Below are 22,105 nucleotides of genomic sequence, written 5' to 3'. Positions count from 1 at the left end.
TCGTTCCTGTCTCGCCGCTTCGCTGATAAAAAGGTAACTGCCATGGCCACTGCCGCCACTGAAAACACATCTGCCCCGTCCTCGCAGCAAACGCCGAAGCCCGGCAAGCGCAAGTTCCTGCTGATCGGGCTCGCCGTCATCGTCGTGATTCTTGGTTTGGCCATCTGGGCCTGGTACGAGTTTTACGGCCAATGGAGCGAAGAGACCGACGACGCCTACGTGAATGGCAATGTCGTCGAAATCACCCCGTTGGTTACCGGAACCGTTATCAGCATTGGTGCCGACGCCGGGGATCTGGTGCACGAAGGGCAGGTGTTGCTCAAATTCGACCCGAGCGATGCCGAAGTTTCGCTGCAAAGCGCCGAGGCCAATCTGGGTAAGGTTGTGCGTCAGGTGCGTGGTTTGTACAGCAATGTCGATGGCATGAAGGCACAACTGGCTGCGCAGCGCACCGCCGTGCAGACCGCTCAGGAGAACTACAACCGTCGGCGCAGTCTGGCTGCGGGCGGGGCGATTTCCCAGGAAGAGCTGTCGCATTCCAGAGACAGCCTGACCCGCGCGCAAAGTGAGTTGAACAACATTCAGCAGCAGTTGAGCACCAGCGTGGCGCTGGTCGATGACACGGTTGTTTCTTCACATCCCGACGTCAAGGCTGCTGCCTCCCAGTTGCGTCAGGCCTTTCTGGCCAATGCACGCAGTACGCTGGTAGCGCCGGTCACCGGTTATGTGGCCAAGCGCAGCGTGCAACTGGGCCAGCGCATCCAGCCGGGCACCGCGACCATGGCTGTGATCCCGCTGGATCAGTTGTGGATCGATGCCAACTTCAAGGAAACCCAACTGGGCAAGATGCGCATCGGTCAACCGGTGGAGATCAGCTCCGACCTGTATGGCAGCGATGTGAAGTACAGCGGCACCATCGACAGCCTGGGCGCAGGCACCGGCAGTGCCTTTGCGCTGTTGCCGGCACAGAACGCGACGGGTAACTGGATCAAGATCGTCCAGCGTGTGCCGGTTCGTGTACATATCAACCCTGAAGAGCTGGCGAAGCATCCGTTGCGCATCGGTCTGTCGACCACCGTCGAGGTCAATCTGCATGACCAGAGCGGTCCGGTGCTGGCGCAACAGCCGCGCAAGCAGGCCGCTTTCAGCACTCAGGTTTACGCCGCGCAGCTGGCCGACGCTGATGCGTTGATCGCCCGTCTGATTCACGAGAACAGTGCTTCCAGTGGCAAGACTGCCGTTCAGCGCTGAACCGCCAATCCGTGAACCCCGGCCACTTGGCCGGGGTGTCGCACTCGTCTTCAGGGATTTGCGATGAGCAACAACGCCCCCGCTTCTTTTACCCCGCCAAGCCTGTTGCTGTGCACCATCGGTCTGTCGCTGGCGACCTTCATGCAGGTGCTCGATACCACGATTGCCAACGTGGCGTTGCCGACCATCGCCGGCAACCTGGGGGTCAGCTCCGAGCAGAGCACCTGGGTGATTACCTCGTTCGCAGTCAACAACGCGATTGCCTTGCCGCTGACCGGCTGGCTCAGTCGCCGCTTTGGTGAGGTGAAGCTGTTTCTGTGGGCAACCATTCTGTTCGTGATGGCGTCGTTTTTGTGTGGTATTTCCCAGTCCATGCCGGAACTGGTGGGGTTCCGGGCGTTGCAGGGCATGGTGGCCGGTCCTCTGTATCCGATGAGCCAGACATTGCTGATCGCGGTTTATCCTCCGGCGAAAAGGGGCATGGTGCTGGCATTGCTGGCATTGCTGGCGATGGTGGCGGTGGTTGCGCCTATCGCCGGGCCGATCCTCGGTGGCTGGATCACTGACAGTTACAGTTGGCCGTGGATTTTCTTTATCAACATCCCCATCGGCCTGTTCGCTGTGCTGGTGGTGCGTTCGCAGATGGCTAAAAGGCCGGTCAGCACCGCTCATCAACCGCTGGATTACATCGGCTTGCTGGCCTTGATTGTCGGTGTCGGCGCGTTGCAGATAGTGCTCGACAAGGGCAATGATCTGGACTGGTTCGAGTCGAACTTCATCATCTTCGGTTCGCTGATTTCGCTGGTTGCGCTGGTCTTCTTCGTGATCTGGGAAATGACCGACAAGCACCCGATCGTTAACCTGCGGCTGTTTGCCTACCGCAATTTCCGTATCGGTACGCTGGTGATGATCGGCGGCTATTCAGGCTTCTTCGGCATCAACCTGATTCTGCCGCAGTGGTTGCAGACCCAGATGGGCTACACCGCGACCTGGGCGGGGCTGGCCGTCGCGCCGATTGGCATCCTGCCGGTGCTGATGTCGCCCTTTGTCGGCAAGTACGCGCACAAGTTCGACTTGCGTCTGCTGGCAGGGCTGGCGTTTCTGGCGATGGGGCTGAGCTGTTTCATGCGTGCCGGCTTCAATACTGACGTGGATTTCGAGCACGTGGCGATGGTGCAGTTGTTCATGGGCATCGGTGTGGCGCTGTTCTTTATGCCGACCCTGAGCATTCTGTTGTCCGACCTGCCACCCAATCAGATCGCCGACGGCTCGGGGCTGGCGACCTTCCTGCGCACCCTGGGCGGCAGCTTTGCGGCGTCGCTGACCACCTGGATCTGGATCCGTCGCGCCAACCAGCATCATGCCTATCTGAGTGAAAACATCAGCACTTTCGACCCGACAACCCGGCATGCCCTCGACAGCCTGGGCGGCGCGAGCCCGCAGGCCTACGCACAGCTGGAACGCACCCTAAACGCGCAGGCCTACATGATGTCCACGGTGGATTATTTCTACCTGCTGGGCTGGGTATTCGCGGGGCTGATACTGCTGGTCTGGCTGGCCAAACCGCCGTTTGGCGCCAAGGCGGGGGCAGCGGCGGGGGGCGGGCACTAGTTGCTATGCGCCTGGCTGAACCGAGCCTTGGCCAAACCGCCCCAGGGCGCTTTTAAACCGCGATGGCACTGACGACGCAGAGTGCGACTGCATTACCACGCGGAGCTTGGGAACGATAAATCAAATGCCGTCTTCGCGAATAAGCGAAGCAGACCTCAATGCCGCCAGAACGCCGGCACACACAGCACCAGCACGGTAATGATCTCCAGGCGGCCGAGCAGCATGCCGCCGGAGAGAATCCACTTGGCAGCATCGGGCAAGGTAGAGAAGTTGCCCGCAGGCCCAATCACCTCTCCCAGCCCCGGCCCTACACCGGACACAGTGCTGGCAGCCCCGGTCAGTGCGGTCATCCAGTCCAGCCCGAGCAGCGACAACATCAATGCGATCAGGCAGATGGTGATGGTGAAGAAAAACGAAAAGGTCAGAATCGAGCGAACGATTTCGTCGTCCAGTCGATGGCCGTTGTATTTCTGCTTCATCACCGCGCGTGGGTGAATCAGTTGATTAAGGTTGGTCTTGAGCAGGATATAGGCGACCTGAAAGCGGAAGATCTTCACCCCGCCCGCCGTCGAGCCCGAACAGCCGCCGATGAAACCCAGATAGAAGAACAGCATCAGCGAGAAGTTGCCCCACAGGCTGTAGTCACCGAGTGCAAAACCGGTAGTCGTCACCACCGACGTCACGTTCAGGGCCACGTGACGCAGCGCCTCGGTCCACGGCAGGTCGGTGGTGTTGGCGTACCAGACGGTCATTACCAGCCAGGTGACCAACAGCAGCCCGATCAGCCCCTGCACCTGCTCATCCTTGATCAACGCCTTGCGATTACCGCGCAGGGTCGCGACATACAGGGTAAAGGGCAGGCTGCCGAGGATCATCACCACAATCGCGACCCAATGCACCGCAGGCTGCGGCCACTTGGCCAGCGACAGGTCGGAGGTAGAGAACCCGCCCGTGGAAATGGCCGACATCGCATGGTTGATCGCATCGAACAGGCTCATGCCCGCCGCCCAGAAGGCCACGCTGCCCAGCGCGGTAAAGCCGACATAGGCCAGCACAATGAACTTGGCCACCATGTGCGAGCGGGGCATGACCTTTTCCGAGCGGTCCGACGATTCGGTCTGGAACAGGCGCATGCCACCAATGCGCAGCAACGGCAGAATCGCCACGGCCATACCGATGAAGCCGATACCGCCAAGCCAGTGCAGCATCGAACGCCAGATCAGAATGCCCGGTGACATGCTGTCCAGATGGCTGAGCACGGTGGAACCGGTGGCGGTGATGCCTGACATGCTTTCAAAGAACGAATCGGTGTAACTGATGTGCTGGGTCAGCAGAAAGGGCAGGGCGGCGAAGATGCACACCACGATCCAGCTGGAGACGGTCAGCATGTACATGTCCCGCGGGCGCAACTGGACGTTGTCGGGGCGTCCGGGCACCACCAGCGCCAGGCCGGCGATAAAGGTAATGGCGCTGGCCCACAGGAACTCGCGCAGGTCCTCGAAACGGTCGTAGATGACCAGCGTAGCCATAGGCACGATCATGGCGACAGCCAGGGTGATCAGGAAGATGCCGATAATGAAACCGATGATGCGAAAGGTCGGCAACGACATGAATGGCTCGGGCGGGTGTGAGGGAAGGCGCCATTCTACCCGCGCTTGAAGGCATGTAAACCAGTGCAGCCAAGGGCAGGGTTCGACAGAGTGGGTAAGGAATTGTCCGTCGCACTCGTTATTGACGGTAAACAGGCTCTAGAATGCTCGATCACTTTTCAAGGAGACAGTCCATGCAGGCGCTCGACGTTTTGCTCAATCGTGTATCGGTTCCACGACTGGTCGACCCGGCCCCGGACGCTGCGCAGCGGGAAATCATGTTCGGTGCGGCGCTGCGCTCACCGGATCATGGACAGCTCAAGCCTTATCGTTTCCTGACCGTCGAAGGCCCGGCCCGTGAGCGCATGGGCGAGCTGCTGGTGGAAGCGCTGCAGCAAAGTAGCGGTGAGATTACCCCGCAGGCGCTGGAAAAGGCCCGTCTGGGACCGTTGCGCGCACCCTTGGTCGTGGTGGTGATCGCTCGCTTGCAAGACCATTTCAAGGTTCCGCGTTCGGAACAACTGATCACCGCCGGGTGCGCCGCCCACGGCGTGTTGCTGGCGGCATATGCACTGGGTGTCGGCGCGGTCTGGAGGACGGGTGAGCTGTGCTATACGCCACACGTCGCCAAAGGGTTCGGGCTTGAGGCCGACGAAGAGGTGATTGGCTTTCTATACCTCGGCACCCCGCAGAACCCGCCGCGCGAAGCCCCGAAAGTCGACGTTGGCGGGTTTGTCAGCGAGTGGCAAGGCTAAACAGATGATGAGCTGAGCGGTTCTCTGGGCAGATCCAGCGTGGCAATGAAGCCGCCGTCCGGGTGATTGCCCAGTATCAGGCTGCCGCCATGCCGTTCCGCTGCGCGTTTGGCGATCGCCAGCCCCAGGCCGTGTCCCGGCGTCGTCTGGCCGGGGGCGCGGTAAAACGGCTCGCCCAGTTGTGCCAGATGTTCGTCGGCAACCCCCGGGCCATGATCGCGGACGCTCAGACGGACGTAATCGCCGACCTGAGTTGCCTGCAGATCGATGCGCTGACCGGTGGAGTTGAAGCGCAGCGCGTTGCGCAGCAGGTTGTCCAGCGCACGTTCGATCATGTCCGGCCAGCCTTTGAGCTGCAGGTTGTCCTGCACCTCGACGCGAATGTTCTGGTCGATACCGTCCAGTTGGGTGTCGTTCTTCAGGCGCTGCAGCAGCGCTTCGAGGTCGACGGGCTCAGGGCCGCGAAGCTCGGCGTCGAGGCGCGCAAGGGCCAGAATCTCGCTGATCAGCGCCTCCAGCCGGTCGCATTCACGACCCAGCCGTGGCCAGAGCTTTTCCCGCTCGGCAGGCTCCGCACGTTCAGCCAGCGCCAGGGCGATACGCAGCCGGGCCAGTGGCGAACGAAGTTCATGTGACACATCACGCAATAGCTGCCGCTGGCTGCCAATCAGGCTTTGCAGGCGTGCGCCCATACGGTTGAAGTCAGTGGCCAGTACGCCGAATTCGTCACGCCGATTGGCCAGTTGGCCGAGGCTGTGCTGTTGATAGCTGGTCTGCCCCAGATCATGCACGGCGCCGCGCAGACGGCTCAGCGGTCGGGTGATCGAGAGTGTCACGAACAGGCTGAAAAGGGTCAGCACCACCAGTGCAATGCCCAGCGCACTCAGCGGCCACATCAGGCTCTGGCGATGCCACTCGTCGAGCTCCGGGTGTGGAACGCGGTAGATGAACAGGTACGTTTCACCGGTTTTCGGGCTGCTGTATTTAGTGGCCAGGCGGCGCCAGGGCAGTTTGCGGCCCTGATCCTCGTCGGCCTGCTGTCGGGCTTCCAGCGCGGCGGGAAAGTGCCACGCACCATAGGCTCGCCGCTGTCGCTGAGCACCTGAACGTCGATACGATTGCGTCGTTTGATGTCCTGAAGGAAATCCTGAGCGTTATCCGCGCCCTTTTCCTCGAAGCGCTGTGTCCATTGTTCCGGCAGTGAGTTGAGCACCGGATGACGATTGAGAATCCATGCGTCCTGATTGAGCATGTGCCCGACGAGCACCGACAGGCCTCCCACCAGAGCAATGGCCAGCCAGAAGCTGGCCAGGATTCGCCAGAACAATGAACGCACAGGATTTCCTCGGTCTCAGTAAAAAAGCCCGGCATGCGCGTGCATGCCGGGTTGTGTTCAGCTTATCGGGCCGCGAGGCCTGATGATTACAGCGTTTTTGCCGCTTTTGCTGCTTTCCAGGCCTTGAACTCGGCCCATTCGGCGCGACGCTCATCTTCTTTCTTCTTGATTTCGTCAAACAGCTTCTGCTGGTCAGGCCTCAGCAGTGCACGAACTTCGCTGTCGGTCTTGGAGCGTTTGGCTTCGATTTCGTCGTGCATTGCTTTCTGGTCGGCAGCAGGCATTTTTTCCAGGTAGCTCTGAGTGATTTCGCGGCGCTCGTGCCGTTGCTCGCGCATCAAGCGTTCGATCTGCTGACGCTGTTCACGTGTCAGGTCCAGCTCGGCCATCGGTCCCATCGGGCCAGGGCCGCGATCCATACGTGGGCCAGGGCCAGGGCCGCGGTCATCGCGATCCATGTGCATGGCAGGTGCGTCAGCATCCGGGCCACCGGCAGGTGGCGCTGGTGGTGCGGCCATGGCAATGGTCGGCAGGGCAGTGGCGAACATCAAAGCGATCAGGGTCTTGCGCATGGTGTTTCTCCTTGTCTCTAGTGCGGCTCGATGCCGATGAGCCCAGTTTAGGGAGATCAAGGTCAAGCGCAGTCAGCGCTTGGTAAAGCTTGTGTAAGGGGGCAGTTGCTTACAAAGCATAATAATAGCCGCGGCTGCGCAGGGCGACGATGCGTGGACGACCGTCAGCGTGAGGGCCGATTTTCTTGCGCAGGTTGCTGACGTGCATGTCCAGGCTGCGGTCGTAGAGCGTCAGTTTGCGGCCCAGCGCCAGTTGCGCCAGCTCCTGCTTGTCCAGTGGTTCGCCGGGCTGGCGCATCAGTGCTTCAAGCAGACGGCTTTCGGAGACGGTGAGGGTCAGTTCCTTTTCGTCGACACTGACCACGCCGCGCATCGGGCTGAAGGTCAGGTCACCCAGTTCCAGTTGCGTAGACGACGCCACTGGGTGACTGCGACGCAGCACGGCGCGCAGGCGGGCGGTGAGCTCACGCGGGTCGCAGGGTTTTGCCAGGTAGTCATCAGCGCCCAGTTCAAGGCCCAGAATGCGGTCCAGCGGTTCGCCGCGTGCCGAGAGCATGACCACCGGCAGGTCCGGGTGGTCATTGCGCAATTGCTTGAGCAGTTCCAGGCCGCTGCCATCAGGCAGCATCACGTCCAGCACCACGGCCGCCGGAGCTGCATCGGCCAGAGCCTGACGCGCACTGGCCCCGTCGTGACAGGCGCGCACCTGAAAGCCTTCCTGGCTCAGCCAACTGCTCAGCAGTTCGCACAGCTCCTGATCATCATCAATTAGTAACAGCTCGCTCATGACTCACTCAATTTAGCCACTGCCGACGTTGCCTACGCCAACCGCTGACCAATATACCGCACAGAAGGGCGAACATCGCAACGCCACCGCCTGCGATGAACCATTGTTGTTGCTCGGTCAGCAAGCGAGGAGGCGCTGCCGACAGTGCTTCTTTGAGCTGCAACTTGAGCTTTTGGTTCTCCTGGCGCAAACGTGTCAACAAGGCGTTGTCGCGTTCCGGATCGACGTTTTGCAACTGCCGTGTCAGCTCGTCGCGCTGACGCTCGCTGTCCTTGAGCCGCAACTGAAGGTCGGCAATCTGATTGGCGGGGCTGGGCAGGTGCAAAGGCTGCACTGCGCCGCTCTCATTGACCGTCTCGGCGTTCACCTGAAACCCCGTCGCCATCAAAACTGCCAACAGACACCACGTACCTGAACGCATCTGAACTCCCTTTTACCGAGCCATATAAATTCGCACATTGAGCAGGGTATCGGCAGGGTGTCAGGAAGGATGAGCAAGAGGCGGGGTTCAATACGGCTCTGGCTCGGTTGAGGCAGAGCGCGTAAGGGTGTCAGAGGAGGTGATCAGGGCAGGACGAGCTTGAATGGCTTGACCACGACATTGGCATAAACGCCTGCCGCAACATATGGATCGGCTTCGGCCCACGCCTTGGCGGCGCTTTGCGATTCAAACTCGGCCACGATCAGGCTGCCGCTGAAACCGGCAGCCCCCGGGTCGTTGCTGTCGACTGCCGGGTGTGGGCCGGCCAGCACCAGACGGCCTTCATCCTTGAGCGCGTTTAGGCGCTCAAGGTGTGCCGGGCGCACGCTGAGGCGTTTTTCCAGCGAGTTTTCGACGTCGGTGGCGATGATTGCGTAGAGCATGTCAGTCCTCGGATTTGGTCGTATTGGGTGCGGTGTCGTGCAGATGGCGTGACAGGTAGATCCCCTGGCCGACCAGGAAGATCAGGGTCATGCCCAGGCTGCCGAATACTTTGAAGTCGACCCAGAATTCCTGATAGGTGAAGGCCACGTACAGGTTGGCCGCGCCGCAGAACAGGAAGAATACGATCCAGGCGATGTTGAGCCGGGTCCAGATCGACGCTGGCAGGGTCAATGCGTGGCCCATGATGCGCTGGATAAGCGGGCGGTCACCGATGAAATGACTGCCGGCGAAAGCCACGGCAAATAGCCAGTTGACCACCGGGGCTTTCCATTTCAGGAAGGTTTCGCTGTGGAAGGCCAGTGTCAGACTGCCAAACACCAGACAGGCGACCAGTGTGAGCCACTGGCTTTTTTCCAGCTTGCGCTGTTTGAGGTAAAGAATGCCGTAGACCACCACCGAACTGATGATCAGCATCGCCGTTGCGCTGAAAATGCCGCCTACCATATAGGTATTGCCGAGGATATCCACGGCACGCGGCTCGGTTTTGTAAACGATGAAAAACAGGAGCAGCGGGATGAAGTCGATGAATTGTTTCACAATGGCAGCCAGAAGCAGGATGTGGCGGCATAATAACAAACATCAATGAACACGAAAGCACCACTATGAATGTTGACCTGCACTGCCACAGCACCGCTTCCGACGGGGCGCTCTCGCCCACGGCACTGGTTGCCCGTGCTCATGAAAACGGCGTGCGCGTCCTTTCGCTGACCGACCACGACACCCTCGAAGGGCTTGAAGAAGCCCGCGCGGCAGCGCATTCATTGGGCATGCAGCTGGTCAACGGGGTGGAGCTGTCCTGCACCTGGGGCGGTGCGACCATCCATATTCTGGGCTATGGATTCGATACCCAGGCCCCGGCGCTGACTGAAGCTATCAGCCGTTTGCATGAGGGACGCTGGCTGCGTGCTGAAGAAATCAGCCGCAAATTGGCGATCAAAGGTATGCCTGGCGCGCTGGAAGGCGCTCGCGCGATCCAGCAGGAGCTGGGTGACAGCGGTAATGCGCCTGCGCGTCCACACTTTGCTGACTTCATGGTGCGCGCAGGTTTCGTCAAGGACCGCGCCGAGGCGTTTCGCAAATGGCTGGGTGCTGGCAAACTGGGCGATGTGAAGCAGCACTGGCCAACGCTGGAAGAAACCGTCGCCACCTTGCGGGCATCGGGTGCATGGGTCAGCCTCGCGCATCCTTCACATTATGACTTTACTCGCAGTAAACGGCGTAAACTGGTCGGCGATTTCGTCCAGGCCGGTGGGCACGCCATAGAAGTGGTCAATGGCATGCAGCCTGCCGATCAGGTTGGGACCCTTGCCATCCTTGCACGCGAGTTCGGTCTGCTGGTTACTGCCGGCAGCGACTTCCACGGTCCTGGCAACTGGGGCGAGATCGGCACTTATCGTCCCGTGCCTGAAGATCTACCGCCTTTGTGGTGCAGATTCAAACATGAACAGCCTACTGCCGCCGTCTGAACAGGAAGTTACCGTGAGTCAATTTTTCCAGGTCCATCCGGAAAACCCGCAGCCGCGCCTGATCAAACAGGCCGCGGAAATCATAAAAGCCGGCGGGCTGGTGGTGTACCCGACAGATTCGTCCTATGCGCTGGGTTGCCAGATCGGTGACAAGAGCGCCATCGAGCGTATCCGCCGTCTGCGTCAGCTGGACGACAAGCACAACTTCACCCTGATGTGCTGCGACCTGTCGCAACTGGGGCTTTTTGCCAAGGTCGACACCGGCGCTTTCCGCGCACTCAAGGCGCACACGCCGGGGCCGTACACCTTTATTCTCAACGCCACTCGCGAGGTGCCGCGCCTGGTGCTGCACCCCAAGCGCCGCACCATCGGCCTGCGCGTGCCGAGCCACCCCATTGCCCAGGCCTTGCTCGAGCAATTGGGCGAGCCGCTGATGAGCGTCAGCCTGATCATGCCGGGTGACACTGTGCCGCTCAGCGATCCCTACGAGATGCGCCAGATTCTCGAGCATCAGGTGGACCTGATCATTGATGGCGGGATCGGCGGTATTTCGGCGTCCACAGTCATCAACCTGGCTGGCGGAGAGCCCGAAGTGGTTCGGGTTGGCTGCGGTGATCCAACGCCGTTCGGTGAACGCGCTTAATGACCGTCGTCGAGGCAGTCGACAGCCAGGCAGACGCCCAGCAGGAGCTGCCGTTCGCGCTGGTCTACGGGCGTGCGGTCACGCAGATGCCGCTGGACCTGTACATTCCGCCCGATGCGCTGGAGGTCTTTCTTGAAGCGTTCGAGGGGCCGCTCGACCTGCTGCTGTACCTGATCCGCAAACAGAACATCGATATCCTCGATATTCCCGTGGCCGAGATCACCAAGCAGTACATGGGTTACGTCGAGTTGATGAAAACCGTGCGCCTGGAGCTGGCGGCCGAATACCTGGTCATGGCCGCCATGCTGGCTGAGATCAAGTCGCGCATGCTGCTGCCGCGCTCGGCGGAAGTCGAAGAGGAAGAGGGCGACCCGCGCGCCGAGCTGATTCGCCGCCTGCAGGAATACGAGCGCTTCAAGGCCGCTGCTGAAGGTATTGACGGCCTGAGCCGGGTCGGCCGCGATGTCATCGTACCGAAACTGGACGCCCCCGAAGCCCGTGCGCGCAAGTTGCTGCCGGATGTCAGTCTTGAAGAAGTGCTGATGTCGATGGCCGAAGTGCTGCACCGCGGCGACATGTTCGAAAGCCATCAGGTCAGCCGCGAGGCGCTGTCGACGCGTGAGCGCATGAGCGACGTGCTGGAACGTCTCAAGGGCAGCGGTTTTGTACCGTTCGCCGAGCTGTTTACCGCAGAAGAAGGGCGTTTGGGTGTGGTCGTGACATTTATGGCGGTGCTGGAGCTGGTCAAGGAATCCCTTGTCGAGCTGGTCCAAAACGAGCCCTTTGCGGTGATCCATGTCCGGGCGCGAGCCGAGTAGAGCAAGAACACACCCATGAACCTCAACGAACCGCGTGAACTGGCCCCGTTGCTTGAAGCCTTTCTGCTGGCCTCCGGAAAGCCGCAGACACTGGAGCGGCTGTATGAGCTGTTCGAAGAGGGCGAGCGTCCCGAACCGCCGATTTTCAAAAAAGCGCTGGAGGTGCTGCGTAAGTCCTGCGAGGGGCGTGCTTTCGAACTCAAGGAAGTCGCTTCGGGGTATCGCCTGCAGATTCGTGACCGGTTCTCCCCTTGGGTCGGACGGTTGTGGGAAGAACGGCCGCAGCGTTACTCCCGCGCCATGCTGGAAACCCTGGCTTTGATCGCTTATCGCCAGCCGATCACGCGGGGCGAAATTGAAGACGTGCGCGGTGTTGCGGTGAACAGCCACATCGTCAAGACCCTGCTGGAACGCGAGTGGATTCGGGTGGTGGGCTATCGTGACGTGCCCGGTAAGCCGGCGATGTTTGCCACCACCAAGGGTTTTCTGGATCACTTCAACCTCAAAAGCCTGGACGAGCTGCCGCCGCTGGCCGACCTGCGCGAGATGGAAACCGAGCCGGTCCTGGATTTCGAAGACGCCCCCGTACCGGCGCACCTGCAGGCCCTGGCCGACGCCAGCCTCGATCCGGAAGCGGAACCCGAAGCACCTCGCGACGAAACCAGCTTCCGCAGCCTGCTGGTGGAACTGGATTCGATGGAGCAAGGCCTCAAGACCGACTTCGACGACCTGCTGCGGGCGGAGCCAGAGCCTGAAGACTACAAAGGCGACGATGAGGTCTGATTGACTATCGCTCCCACGCTGAGGCGTTCAGCGTGATACACAAGTCTCGTGGGAGCGAGCTTGCTCGCGAAGGCGATGGTGCAGGCTCGCTATTTTCGGATTCTGTAAGGGCCCTTTCGCGAGCAAGCTCGCTCCCACAAGACCTGTATGTAGCCATGAGCGTTCTGCGTCCTCTTGATACCTCGTCCTGGAGCGTGCAGCGCACTTCGGTCGAATTCATATGCCTGACCAGAGTCACAAACTATATCCCTCGCCATGAGACCCGCTGCCCATGAGTTCGACCAAGAACCCCTGCATCAGCCTGCATCAGCCTGTGCAAGTTCGATGATGATATCTGCCTGGGCTGTGGCCGCAGCAAGCGGGAAATCAAGGCCTGGAAGAAACTCGACAAGGATGACAAGCGCACGGTACTCGAGGAGTCTGCCAGGCGGCTGGCGAAGCTCAAGACCGCCGGTCGTAAAAAGAAGAAGTGATTCGGGCATTTGCCACTGACGCTGGATGCGTAAACCGACGCAGGGGCGTATGATGGCCGACCCTCGGCGATCAAGTGTCGCCCGGGCTTTCAAGTATTTCGCCCTGCCGCTATCCACAGCGTGCCGGGCACAGGTCTTGCCGGTTCTCGGCCAGCCCTGATTCGACACACCGGGAGGTGCCCAGATGAGTGAAAAAGACAAGCAGGACAGCCAGGAAATCGGACCCGCAGGCGAAAAGCTGCAGAAGGTTCTGGCGCGCATTGGCGTGGGTTCACGCCGTGACGTAGAAGCCTGGATTACCCAAGGCCGCATCAAGGTCAATGGCAAGGACGCGACCCTCGGTCAACGCGTCGACCTGCATGACGCCATCAGTGTCGATGGTCGCGTCATCAAGCGCGAAGAAGCAGCCGAAACGGTTCGCCGCGTGATCATGTACAACAAGCCCGATGGCGAAATCTGCACCCGTGACGACCCTGAAGGTCGTCCGACCGTGTTCGATCGTTTGCCGCGCCCGAAAGAGGGTCGCTGGATCAACATCGGCCGTCTCGACATCAACACCACCGGTCTGCTGATGTTCACCACTGACGGTGAACTCGCCAACCGTCTGATGCACCCGTCGTTTGAAATGGACCGCGAATACGCGGTTCGTGTGCGTGGCGAAGTCGATGACGACATGCTGCTGCGCCTCAAGAATGGTGTGATTCTTGAAGACGGTCCGGCACGTTTCACCGACATCCAGCAGGCACCAGGCGGCGAAGGTTTCAACCACTGGTATCACTGCGTGGTAATGGAAGGTCGTAACCGTGAAGTGCGCCGTCTCTGGGAATCCCAGGGGCTGGTGGTCAGCCGTCTGAAGCGCGTGCGTTACGGGCCGGTGTTCCTCAACTCCGACCTGCCGATGGGCCGCTGGCGCGAAATGAGCCAGTACGAAGTCGACATTCTGGCTGCCGAAGTCGGTCTGCAACCTGTGGCCCAGCCGCAGATGAATGCCAAGACCAAAGACAAGATGGAACGTCTGCAGCGTCAATCGTCGCGCCCTCTGGGCAAAGGCGAGCGCGTTCGCACCTTGCGTCCGGCTGCTGGCGCTCCGGCGACTGGCGACCGCGCACCGCGTCAGCCGCAAATTACCGGCAGCGAACGTGATCGTCCGCGTGGCGGCGACTCCACGCAGCGTCCTTCGCCGCGCAAGGACTCGGGCAAGCCCGGTTCTCGTGCACCGCGTCCGGCAGACAACAGCCGTGGCACACCGGTCGCCGAGCGTCCGAGCGAGATGAATAAGCGCCCGGCCAAGCCTGGGCCAAAGCGTGTCGGCATCAAGCTGGTCAACGACGATGCGCCGTCAGGCAAGCGTCGCGGTCCACCGGCAGGTTCAGGTCAGCGTCCAGGCTTCGGTCGTCGCAAGCCTGAGTGATCCTGTGGTGTGAATGAATGGCATCGCCAGCCCCCAGGGCTGGCGTTGTCGTTTTTGGCGATGTGAAAAACCTTGTCATACAGCCCCGCTGCATTCATTTCCCTGTTTCAAACCTCAACCTGGATGCAGGTGTACAATGCCGCGCTTTTTTCTGTGAATCATTGCTGCTCAATACTTCGGATCACCCGTCCGGGGTGCTGCAATTCTGTTGCGTCACAAGCGCGGCAGTTCCTTTCCGGTCACAGAACAAGAACAATCAGGTAGCTATCGAATGAGTGAAACAACTGCACCCTCGGGTGAATTGAAGCGCGGTCTGAAGAATCGGCACATTCAGCTGATTGCTCTGGGCGGCGCTATCGGCACTGGCTTGTTTCTCGGCTCGGCGGGCGTGCTGAAATCAGCCGGGCCGTCGATGATTCTCGGTTATGCCATCTGCGGCTTCATCGCCTTCATGATCATGCGCCAGCTTGGCGAGATGATCGTCGAAGAACCCGTCGCCGGGTCGTTCAGCCATTTTGCCCACAATTATTGGGGCGGTTTCGCCGGGTTCCTGTCCGGCTGGAATTGCTGGCTGCTGTACATCCTGGTCGGTATGTCGGAGCTGACTGCTGTCGGCAAGTACATTCATTACTGGCTGCCGGACATCCCGAGCTGGGTTTCAGCGGCTGCGTTCTTCATTCTCATCAATGCCATCAACCTGACCAACGTCAAGGTGTTCGGCGAGACCGAGTTCTGGTTCGCGATCATCAAGGTGGTGGCGATTATCGGCATGATCGCGCTGGGCAGTTACATGCTGGTCAGTGGCAGTGGCGGCCCGCAGGCGTCGGTCAGCAACCTCTGGGAACACGGCGGATTCTTTCCCAATGGTGTCGGCGGGCTGGTCATGGCGCTGGCAATCATCATGTTCTCGTTTGGCGGCCTGGAAATGCTCGGCTTCACCGCTGCCGAGGCCGAACAGCCGAAGACCGTGATCCCCAAGGCGATCAATCAGGTCATCTACCGCATTCTGATTTTCTACATCGGCGCACTGGTGGTGCTGTTGTCGCTGACACCCTGGGACAGCCTGCTGGCCAGCCTCAATGCCTCGGGTGACTCCTATAGCGGCAGCCCGTTCGTGCAGGTGTTCTCGATGCTGGGTAGCGATGCGGCGGCGCATATCCTGAACTTCGTGGTACTGACTGCAGCGCTGTCGGTCTATAACAGCGGCACTTATTGCAACAGCCGCATGTTGGTAGGCATGGCCGAGCAGGGCGATGCGCCCAGGGCGCTGGCGCAGGTCGACAGGCGCGGGGTGCCGGTCAAGGCTATCTTTGCGTCTGCCGCGGTGACCGTGGTGGCGGTTCTGCTCAATTACTTCGTGCCGCAGCAGGCGCTGGAGCTGTTGATGTCGCTGGTAGTGGCCACCCTGGTCATCAACTGGGCGATGATCAGCTATTCGCATCTGAAATTCCGCCAGCACATGAACCGTACCGGCCAAGTGCCGCTGTTCAAGGCGCTGTGGTATCCCTACGGTAACTACGTGTGTCTGGCGTTTGTGCTGTTTATCCTCGGCATCATGCTGATGATTCCCGGCATCCAGATATCGGTTTACGCGATACCGGTCTGGCTGGCGGTCATGTGGGTGTGTTATCGAGCCAAGAACAGGCGTAGCGTTGTCATGAATGCCGAGACTGGTAAATAACCGTGCCTGGAGCAGAAAAGAAGATGCCCCGATGCTGGTGATTTCCAACAATGTCCATCTGCCGGACGCCGAGATCGAGTTGACGGCCATTCGCGCCCAGGGCGCGGGCGGTCAGAACGTCAACAAGGTCTCCAGCGCCGTGCATTTGCGTTTCGACATCAACGCCTCGTCGCTGCCGCCGTTCTACAAGGAGCGGCTGCTGGCGTTGAGTGACAGCCGCATCACCAGAGATGGCGTGATCGTGCTCAAGGCCCAGCAATACCGCACTCAGGAACAGAACCGCGCCGACGCGTTATTGCGCTTGAGCGAGTTGATCGTCAACGCCGCCAAAGTCGAAAAGAAACGCCGCCCGACACGGCCGACCCTGGGTTCCAAGACCCGCCGCCTGGAGTCCAAGAGCAAACGCGGCTCGATCAAGGCCGGACGCGGGAAAGTGGATTTCTGAGTACGGCTGGCCCTTCAAGATCGGACGCAGAGCGTCCAGAACGGCGTTACCACGCTGGAGCGTGGGAACGATCAGCCCGAATATCGTGCGACGCTCTGCGTCGCATGCCTTTCTGGATCGTGGGAAAGCTGACCGGAACCGATCATCAGTGGCGCAATACCTGCGCCTGCTTGTACAGATAGACGCTCAACGCCAGCCCGGTAAGTGACGCCAGCGCCGCGAACAGGAAGATCGAGACAAAGCCGAAGCCTGCGGCAATCGCGCCTGCCAGTGGGCCGGTGATGCCCAGGGACAGGTCGATGAACAGCGAATAAGCGCCGACCGCAGCGCCCCGGCTGGAGGCAGGGACGAGATTGACGGCTTCCACGCCCAGTGCGGGAAACACCAGCGAGAACCCGAAACCGGTCAACGCCGCGCCAGCCAGTGCCAGCTCCGGAGTGGGGGCCATCCACAGCAGCAACAACCCCAGGCTTTCCACTGACAGGCAGACAATCGCTACCCGAAAGCCGCCCAGACGATTGATCAGGTTGCCGAACAGCAGGCGCGCCGCGATGAAGCTGCCACCGAACAGGGTCAGACACAGCGCCGCATTCGGCCAGTGGTTGCTCGCGTAATACAGGGTGATAAAGGTGGCGATGGTGCCGAAGCCGATGCCGCCCAGCGCCAGGCCCATGCCGTGTGGAAACACTCGCCCCAGTACGTGCATGAAGGGCAGCCGTTCACCTGGCACAATCGGTGCGGCCTGCTTGTGCCAGGTCAGGTACAGGCCCAGTGCGCAGAGCAGCATGATGCTGACACCTACTGTCCACAACCCGAGTGAGTCAACCATCCAGACACCCAGCGGTGCGCCGATGGCCAGAGCGCCGTAGCTGGCGATACCGTTCCAGGAGATCACTTTGGCAGTGTTCTGCGCGCCGACCCGGCCGATGCCCCAGCCAATCGAGCCCGAACCTACCAGACTTTCCGCGCTGCCGAGAATCACCCGGCCAATCAGCAGAATCACCAGGCTCGCCATCGGCCAGCTGTCCAGCCAGACCGGCACCAGCATGAACACACCGCTCAGTCCGCAGCCGGTCAGGCCGATCTGCACGGCTTTCTTGCTGCCCAGATTGTCGATGATACGGCTCGCCCATGGTCGACTGATCAATGTCGCCAGGTACTGCACGCTGATCACCAGGCCTGCGATAACCGCGCCGAAGCCTAAATCGCTGTGGACGTAGCCTGGCAGTACGGCAAGCGGAATACCGATATTCAGGTAGCCGATAAACGTGAACATCACAATGGAAATGACGGTCTGGGTAACAGCCATAGGAGTTTGCGGCGTGGTTTGCTGTGTCTCGGGCATGGGGCAGGCTTTCATTCTGTGCGGGTATGGCGTTCGAGCGGGCAGGGAAAAACCCTTAGCAAGCTCTCGAAGTGCTTATCATACCGACGCATCGCGTCATGCAGGTGCAACGAAGTGAAATAAACGGCGAATGGAGGATTATTTGTTTGCCGGGGCTACAAGCTGTGTGGTCACGAGGGCGGCCAAGGCGTTTTCCTGAGTACCGAAACGGGCGAGCAGGGCGCTCTGTTTTTCCGGGCTGAGGCGTGACCAGATTTCGATCATTTTCTCGGCGGTGCCAATCAGGGCATTGGCTTGCGTTTCAGTGAAGTCGCTCATAAAAATCTGCTGTTTGCCTGTTACTGGTTTTCCAGGCGTATTGAAAATCGGCAGAACCGTTTTTCGATACGCCTGAAAACAATCGCCTTCAGTCTTTGCTTCCGGCTTTCTGGCTGTCTTGAGCCGAGGGTGCTGCTTTCATTGCGACAGGTTGACCAAGCTCCTGTTGAGCCAGGGTCGACTGTGGTGGTTCCTGTTGGCCTGGTGGGAAGTTAGGGATTTCATGCATCGTCGTCGCTCCTCGCAAGGGGTTGCAGATAGAACCGTGCTTTAAAAAAGCCTGCGCAGGATACCCCACCGAAAATGACAATCAGGATATTTTTTTACCCCGATTGCCCTGATTGTGAAACAAAATGGCTTTTTTACTGCCCGGCTTTTTATCTCGCGAGGCGCTGACGAGCTTGATTTCATTGGGCCAGACCGCGTGAGCAGGGTCCGCGGCCCATTGAACATTTTATTTTCGGCCTTCTGCATCCTTGGCCACTTCGTCAGTGCGCGCGGCCATGATGAAATCGTTGCGGTGCAGGCCTTTGATCGAGTGGCTCCACCAGGTCACGGTCACTTTGCCCCACTCGGTCAACAGGCCCGGGTGATGGCCTTCTGCTTCAGCAATTTCGCCCACCGCGTTGGTGAACGCCAGCGCCCATTTGAAATTCTTGAACAGAAACACTTTTTCCAGCTGCATCACCGCGTCGCGGACCTCGATGTTCCAGTCCGGGATCTGCTTGAGCAGTTCCGGCAATTCGGCTTCGCTGACCTGCGGCGCGTCGGCACGGCAGGCTTCACAGTGAGCTTGATTCAAGGTGGTCATAAGCAGAGGGTCCTTTTCGGATAGCGGGCCGAGGGTCAAGCGGCGTGGCTTTTGGTTTTAGGTGGAAATTTGGGAGCGTGCAAGCCCAACAGCATGCCTTGCCCGACCAGCGCCATGATGTCTTGCTGCGCCAGATCGAACAGACGCTTCAAATCCGGCAGGACAAAGTACAGCGGTTGCAGAATGTCGATGCGATACGGTGTGCGCATCGCTTCAAGCGGATCGAAAGGCTGGTGTTCGGGGGCTGATGACAAACTGTAAACCGCCTCCTTTGGCGAAGAAAGAATACCGCCGCCGTAGATTTTCCGTCCCTGTGGTGTATCGACCAGACCAAATTCGATGGTCATCCAGTACAGCCGGGCCAGATATACACGTTGCTCCTTGCTCGCGCTCAGGCCGAGTTTGCCGTAGGTATGGGTAAATTCGGCAAACCAAGGATTAGTCAGCAGCGGGCAGTGACCAAAGATTTCGTGAAAGATGTCCGGCTCCTGAAGATAATCCAGTTCTTCCTCGGTGCGAATAAACGTCGCCACCGGGAAGCGCTTGCTGGCCAGCAGTTCAAAGAACGTCTGGAACGGGATCAGCGCGGGCACTCGCTCGACCTGCCAGCCAGTGGTCGCGCCCAGAACCTTGTTGATTTCGCCTAGCTGAGGGATGCGATCGAGCGGCAGGCCCAGTTGTTCGATGCCGTCCAGATACTCCTGACAGGCACGCCCTTCGATGATGGTCATCTGCCGGGTGATCAGGGTGTTCCATACCGCATGTTCGTCCGCCGTGTAATCGATGAAACCCGAAGCGTCCGGCTCGCGTGCCATGTAAAGCGTCTGGGCCATGCTGATGTCCTCGAAAGGCTGCTGTTTTTAAAGTGTTCTTGTCAAAGCCTGTGGTCAGGAATAACCCGGTTTCGAAGGTACGTCAGCGGCTGTGAGCGGGGTGGCGCGAGGATTTGATCACTGGTCCGTAACGAAAAGTTTACGATTACGATAGGCGGGGCCTGAAATCAGCCATTCTGTCGCTCGCGAAGTGTGAATGCGTAACGTATTGTTGACATTAATTTTGCTGCCTCACAAAAAACTACCCTCACAGGGGCGATGACTCATGCGCATCAAGGTGCATTGCCAGAACCGGATCGGCATTCTTCGCGATATTCTCGATCTGTTGGTGGCCTACGGCGTCAACGTGGCGCGTGGTGAAGTGGGGGGCGAGCATGGCGACGCTATCTATCTGCATTGCCCGAACCTGATCAATCTGCAGTTTCAGGCCCTGCGCCCGAAGTTTGAGGCGATCACCGGTGTATTCGGCGTCAAGCGCGTTGGGCTGATGCCCAGCGAGCGTCGGCACATGGAGCTTAACGCCTTGCTCGGCGCGCTGGAGTTCCCTGTGCTGTCCATCGACATGGCCGGTGCAATCGTCGCAGCCAATCGTGCAGCCGCGCAGTTGTTGGGCGTGCGGGTCGATGAAGTGCCGGGGATGCCGTTGTCGCGCTATGCCGAGGATTTCGACCTGCCTGAGCTGGTGCGGGCCAGCCAGTCGCGGATCAATGGTCTGCGGGTCAAGGTGCGCGGCGATGTGTTTCTCGCCGACATCGCCCCGTTGCAATCGGAGCACGATGACAGCGAAGCCATGGCCGGGGCTGTATTGACCCTGCACCGCGCTGATCGGGTTGGTGAGCGCATCTAGGAGTTACGCGGCTTTGACAGCATCTTTCAGAGTTCGAAGGTCATGGCTGCGGTGGTCCGCGAGGCGCGGCGCATGGCACCACTCGATGCGCCGCTGCTGATCGAGGGCGAAACCGGCACCGGCAAGGAATTGCTGGCCCGTGCCTGCCACCTTGCCAGCCCGCGTGGCCAGTCACCGCTGATGGCGCTCAACTGTGCCGGGCTGTCGGAGTCCATGGCCGAGATTGAGCTGTTCGGCTACGACCCCGGTGCGTTCGAGGGCGCGCGAGCGGAAGGCCGGCTCGGGTTGCTGGAGCTGACAGCAGGCGGCACGCTGTTCCTTGATGGTGTGGGTGAGCTGAGTGCGCGAATGCAGGCCAAGCTGCTGCGTTTCATTCAGGACGGCAGCTTTCGCCGGGTCGGCAGCGACGAGGACATGTTTCTCGATGTGCGTGTGATGTGTTCGACCCAGGTCGACCTGTCGGAGCTATGCGCCCAAGGGGTCTTCAGGCAGGACCTTTACCATCGCCTCAATGTGCTGTCGCTGCACATACCGCCGTTGCGCGATTGTCTGAACGGTCTTGAGCCGCTGGTGGAGCACTTTCTGGATCACGCCAGCCGCCAGATCGGCTGCCCGTTACCAGGCATTGCGCCGGCTGCCATCAAGCGCCTGAGTCAGTACCACTGGCCCGGAAATGTAAGGCAATTGGAAAATGTATTGTTTCAGGCTGTATCGCTGTGTGACGGCAGCAAGGTGCAGGCCGAGCATATTCGTTTGCCGGATTATGGTGTGCGGCCAGGGCTGAGCGACGTGTCTCTGGAAGGGGGGCTGGACGCTATTATCGGGCGTTTCGAAAAATCGGTGCTGGAACATTTATATGCGCAATATCCCAGCAGTCGCCAATTGGGCAAACGCCTGGGGGTGTCACATACAACCATTGCCAACAAGTTGCGTGGCTATGAGTTGGGGCGTGAGTCAGACCGGCACGCAGCCGATCAACAATCCGCTGATTGACCGCCCGGCAATCAACGCTCGTGTATACGCCCCGCAATCAATATCTGCGAGGCGTCGAGCACGGGTCGCAACAGCGAAAAGCATCAACCGTTACTGCAGCCGCTGCCCATCACCTGGTAGCTCATGGTGTGCCTTGCGCCTTGCGAGTCTTCATAGACCATGCGCGCCGGGACCACTTCGCAGACATTGGGGATCTGGCTGATGGAAATAACCCGGGCGATATCCAGATGAGTGCCATACGTGTATTGCTCGACACGGGATTGCTGGGCAGCAACTTTGGTCTGCGATTCTTCGGCCATGGCGAAGCTGCTGACACCGCACAGTGCCAATGTCACTAATAAAGCTTTCATTGTGTTTTACCTTTTTGAAAGTGAGCGCGTCCGCATCACGTTTTTAGGGATTCTCCGATCAA

21 protein-coding genes and 3 pseudogenes are annotated in these 22,105 nt (G+C 59.8%); 12 read left to right on the top strand and 12 right to left on the bottom strand.

The genetic code is table 11. The features are described 5' to 3' along the window. Positions 1-42: 42 nt before the first annotated feature. Together ALO64_RS04505 and ALO64_RS04500 are read left to right on the top strand one after the other, a co-directional pair. Complete coding sequence (locus ALO64_RS04505) at positions 43-1,251, top strand: HlyD family secretion protein (protein WP_044343716.1); 1,209 nt, start codon at positions 43-45, stop codon at positions 1,249-1,251. Positions 1,252-1,314: 63 nt separating this feature from the next. Beyond that, positions 1,315-2,862 carry a DHA2 family efflux MFS transporter permease subunit gene (locus ALO64_RS04500; RefSeq protein WP_044343717.1) on the top strand — a complete coding sequence of 516 codons (1,548 nt, stop codon included), beginning with the start codon at positions 1,315-1,317 and terminating at the stop codon, positions 2,860-2,862. A 155-nt stretch (positions 2,863-3,017) separates the two neighbouring features. Here the strand turns inward: ALO64_RS04500 and ALO64_RS04495 are convergent, their stop codons facing one another. Next, a complete protein-coding gene (locus ALO64_RS04495) occupies positions 3,018-4,472 on the bottom strand; it encodes a TrkH family potassium uptake protein (RefSeq protein WP_005731353.1) in 1,455 nt (484 codons plus the stop codon). Positions 4,473-4,645: 173 nt separating this feature from the next. Here ALO64_RS04495 and ALO64_RS04490 point away from each other — a divergent pair, with 173 nt between their 5' ends. Continuing rightward, positions 4,646-5,206 carry a nitroreductase family protein gene (locus tag ALO64_RS04490; RefSeq protein ID WP_002554464.1) on the top strand — a complete coding sequence of 187 codons (561 nt, stop codon included), beginning with the start codon at positions 4,646-4,648 and terminating at the stop codon, positions 5,204-5,206. Here ALO64_RS04490 and ALO64_RS04485 read toward each other — a convergent pair. From ALO64_RS04485 to ALO64_RS04460, 6 genes and pseudogenes are all read right to left on the bottom strand, one after another. Then, positions 5,203-6,542, bottom strand: a pseudogene (locus tag ALO64_RS04485) (ATP-binding protein). The gene ALO64_RS04490 and the pseudogene ALO64_RS04485 sit on opposite strands and share 4 nt — an antisense overlap. 86 nt (positions 6,543-6,628) lie before the next feature. Then, on the bottom strand, positions 6,629-7,114 hold the full coding sequence (locus ALO64_RS04480; protein WP_003369834.1) for a Spy/CpxP family protein refolding chaperone: 486 nt from the start codon (positions 7,112-7,114) through the stop codon (positions 6,629-6,631). 109 nt (positions 7,115-7,223) lie between these two features. Further along, positions 7,224-7,901 (bottom strand): response regulator transcription factor, encoded by a 678-nt coding sequence (locus tag ALO64_RS04475; RefSeq protein WP_002554461.1) that lies wholly within the window; start codon positions 7,899-7,901, stop codon positions 7,224-7,226. A 7-nt stretch (positions 7,902-7,908) separates the two neighbouring features. Continuing rightward, positions 7,909-8,322: a translation initiation factor 2 gene (locus ALO64_RS04470; RefSeq protein WP_044321131.1), complete on the bottom strand. Its 414-nt coding sequence runs from the start codon at positions 8,320-8,322 to the stop codon at positions 7,909-7,911. Positions 8,323-8,465: 143 nt separating this feature from the next. Further along, positions 8,466-8,765 (bottom strand): YciI family protein, encoded by a 300-nt coding sequence (locus ALO64_RS04465; RefSeq protein WP_002554459.1) that lies wholly within the window; start codon positions 8,763-8,765, stop codon positions 8,466-8,468. Position 8,766: 1 nt separating this feature from the next. Next, positions 8,767-9,363: a septation protein A gene (locus ALO64_RS04460; RefSeq protein ID WP_044343718.1), complete on the bottom strand. Its 597-nt coding sequence runs from the start codon at positions 9,361-9,363 to the stop codon at positions 8,767-8,769. 65 nt (positions 9,364-9,428) lie between these two features. On the opposite strand from ALO64_RS04460, the gene ALO64_RS04455 reads away from it, so the two are divergent. From ALO64_RS04455 to arfB, 8 genes and pseudogenes are all read left to right on the top strand, one after another. Next, positions 9,429-10,292 carry a PHP domain-containing protein gene (locus ALO64_RS04455; RefSeq protein WP_004659686.1) on the top strand — a complete coding sequence of 288 codons (864 nt, stop codon included), beginning with the start codon at positions 9,429-9,431 and terminating at the stop codon, positions 10,290-10,292. A 13-nt stretch (positions 10,293-10,305) separates the two neighbouring features. After that, positions 10,306-10,935, top strand: coding sequence for an L-threonylcarbamoyladenylate synthase (locus ALO64_RS04450; protein WP_002554456.1), 630 nt, complete (start codon positions 10,306-10,308; stop codon positions 10,933-10,935). 119 nt (positions 10,936-11,054) lie between these two features. Next, positions 11,055-11,753, top strand: a complete 699-nt coding sequence (locus ALO64_RS04445) for a segregation and condensation protein A (RefSeq protein ID WP_170947370.1) — start codon at positions 11,055-11,057, stop codon at positions 11,751-11,753. A gap of 15 nt (positions 11,754-11,768) precedes the next feature. Next, complete coding sequence (scpB, locus tag ALO64_RS04440) at positions 11,769-12,536, top strand: SMC-Scp complex subunit ScpB (protein ID WP_044343719.1); 768 nt, start codon at positions 11,769-11,771, stop codon at positions 12,534-12,536. A gap of 271 nt (positions 12,537-12,807) precedes the next feature. Continuing rightward, positions 12,808-13,009, top strand: a pseudogene (locus tag ALO64_RS23805) (DUF1289 domain-containing protein). Between the two features lie 184 nt (positions 13,010-13,193). Beyond that, positions 13,194-14,420 carry a 23S rRNA pseudouridine(2605) synthase RluB gene (gene rluB / locus ALO64_RS04430; protein WP_005781848.1) on the top strand — a complete coding sequence of 409 codons (1,227 nt, stop codon included), beginning with the start codon at positions 13,194-13,196 and terminating at the stop codon, positions 14,418-14,420. A 271-nt stretch (positions 14,421-14,691) separates the two neighbouring features. Then, positions 14,692-16,101, top strand: coding sequence for an amino acid permease (locus ALO64_RS04425; protein WP_005731361.1), 1,410 nt, complete (start codon positions 14,692-14,694; stop codon positions 16,099-16,101). A gap of 31 nt (positions 16,102-16,132) precedes the next feature. Next, positions 16,133-16,546, top strand: a complete 414-nt coding sequence (arfB, locus tag ALO64_RS04420; RefSeq protein WP_005731363.1) for an alternative ribosome rescue aminoacyl-tRNA hydrolase ArfB — start codon at positions 16,133-16,135, stop codon at positions 16,544-16,546. 145 nt (positions 16,547-16,691) lie between these two features. Here the strand turns inward: arfB and ALO64_RS04415 are convergent, their stop codons facing one another. The 4 genes from ALO64_RS04415 to phhA form a co-directional block, all read right to left on the bottom strand. Then, the gene (locus tag ALO64_RS04415; protein WP_005731364.1) at positions 16,692-17,891 is read right to left on the bottom strand and encodes an MFS transporter; all 1,200 of its coding nucleotides are present in this window, start codon (positions 17,889-17,891) and stop codon (positions 16,692-16,694) included. A gap of 138 nt (positions 17,892-18,029) precedes the next feature. Then, positions 18,030-18,209, bottom strand: coding sequence for a hypothetical protein (locus ALO64_RS04410; RefSeq protein ID WP_002554448.1), 180 nt, complete (start codon positions 18,207-18,209; stop codon positions 18,030-18,032). Between the two features lie 454 nt (positions 18,210-18,663). Beyond that, entirely contained in the window at positions 18,664-19,020 is a 357-nt protein-coding gene (locus tag ALO64_RS04405; protein WP_003369864.1) for a 4a-hydroxytetrahydrobiopterin dehydratase, read from the bottom strand. Between the two features lie 35 nt (positions 19,021-19,055). Further along, positions 19,056-19,853, bottom strand: a complete 798-nt coding sequence (gene phhA, locus ALO64_RS04400; protein ID WP_044343721.1) for a phenylalanine 4-monooxygenase — start codon at positions 19,851-19,853, stop codon at positions 19,056-19,058. Positions 19,854-20,118: 265 nt separating this feature from the next. On the opposite strand from phhA, the pseudogene ALO64_RS04395 reads away from it, so the two are divergent. Further along, positions 20,119-21,693 (top strand): annotated as a pseudogene (locus ALO64_RS04395) (sigma-54-dependent transcriptional regulator). Positions 21,694-21,776: 83 nt separating this feature from the next. Here ALO64_RS04395 and ALO64_RS04390 read toward each other — a convergent pair. Continuing rightward, positions 21,777-22,043: a DUF2790 domain-containing protein gene (locus ALO64_RS04390; RefSeq protein WP_044343722.1), complete on the bottom strand. Its 267-nt coding sequence runs from the start codon at positions 22,041-22,043 to the stop codon at positions 21,777-21,779. Positions 22,044-22,105: the final 62 nt, after the last annotated feature.

Source organism: Pseudomonas meliae (assembly GCF_001400515.1).
GTDB classification, from domain to species: Bacteria; Pseudomonadota; Gammaproteobacteria; order Pseudomonadales; family Pseudomonadaceae; genus Aquipseudomonas; species Aquipseudomonas amygdali.
This window is presented reverse-complemented; position numbering and strand designations above follow the sequence as displayed.

Bases quoted from the DNA above. Each gene is read 5' to 3' on its own strand.
- ALO64_RS04415 (WP_005731364.1), bottom strand. From the start codon at position 17,891: ATGCCCGAGACACAGCAAACCACGCCGCAAACTCCTATGGCTGTTACC.
- ALO64_RS04480 (WP_003369834.1), bottom strand. From the start codon at position 7,114: ATGCGCAAGACCCTGATCGCTTTGATGTTCGCCACTGCCCTGCCGACC.
- ALO64_RS04500 (WP_044343717.1), top strand. From the start codon at position 1,315: ATGAGCAACAACGCCCCCGCTTCTTTTACCCCGCCAAGCCTGTTGCTG.
- phhA (WP_044343721.1), bottom strand. From the start codon at position 19,853: ATGGCCCAGACGCTTTACATGGCACGCGAGCCGGACGCTTCGGGTTTC.
- rluB (WP_005781848.1), top strand. From the start codon at position 13,194: ATGAGTGAAAAAGACAAGCAGGACAGCCAGGAAATCGGACCCGCAGGC.
- ALO64_RS04470 (WP_044321131.1), bottom strand. From the start codon at position 8,322: ATGCGTTCAGGTACGTGGTGTCTGTTGGCAGTTTTGATGGCGACGGGG.
- ALO64_RS04475 (WP_002554461.1), bottom strand. From the start codon at position 7,901: ATGAGCGAGCTGTTACTAATTGATGATGATCAGGAGCTGTGCGAACTG.
- ALO64_RS04405 (WP_003369864.1), bottom strand. From the start codon at position 19,020: ATGACCACCTTGAATCAAGCTCACTGTGAAGCCTGCCGTGCCGACGCG.
- ALO64_RS04495 (WP_005731353.1), bottom strand. From the start codon at position 4,472: ATGTCGTTGCCGACCTTTCGCATCATCGGTTTCATTATCGGCATCTTC.
- arfB (WP_005731363.1), top strand. From the start codon at position 16,133: ATGCTGGTGATTTCCAACAATGTCCATCTGCCGGACGCCGAGATCGAG.
- ALO64_RS04390 (WP_044343722.1), bottom strand. From the start codon at position 22,043: ATGAAAGCTTTATTAGTGACATTGGCACTGTGCGGTGTCAGCAGCTTC.
- ALO64_RS04465 (WP_002554459.1), bottom strand. From the start codon at position 8,765: ATGCTCTACGCAATCATCGCCACCGACGTCGAAAACTCGCTGGAAAAA.
- ALO64_RS04410 (WP_002554448.1), bottom strand. From the start codon at position 18,209: ATGAGCGACTTCACTGAAACGCAAGCCAATGCCCTGATTGGCACCGCC.
- ALO64_RS04425 (WP_005731361.1), top strand. From the start codon at position 14,692: ATGAGTGAAACAACTGCACCCTCGGGTGAATTGAAGCGCGGTCTGAAG.
- ALO64_RS04505 (WP_044343716.1), top strand. From the start codon at position 43: ATGGCCACTGCCGCCACTGAAAACACATCTGCCCCGTCCTCGCAGCAA.
- ALO64_RS04455 (WP_004659686.1), top strand. From the start codon at position 9,429: ATGAATGTTGACCTGCACTGCCACAGCACCGCTTCCGACGGGGCGCTC.
- scpB (WP_044343719.1), top strand. From the start codon at position 11,769: ATGAACCTCAACGAACCGCGTGAACTGGCCCCGTTGCTTGAAGCCTTT.
- ALO64_RS04490 (WP_002554464.1), top strand. From the start codon at position 4,646: ATGCAGGCGCTCGACGTTTTGCTCAATCGTGTATCGGTTCCACGACTG.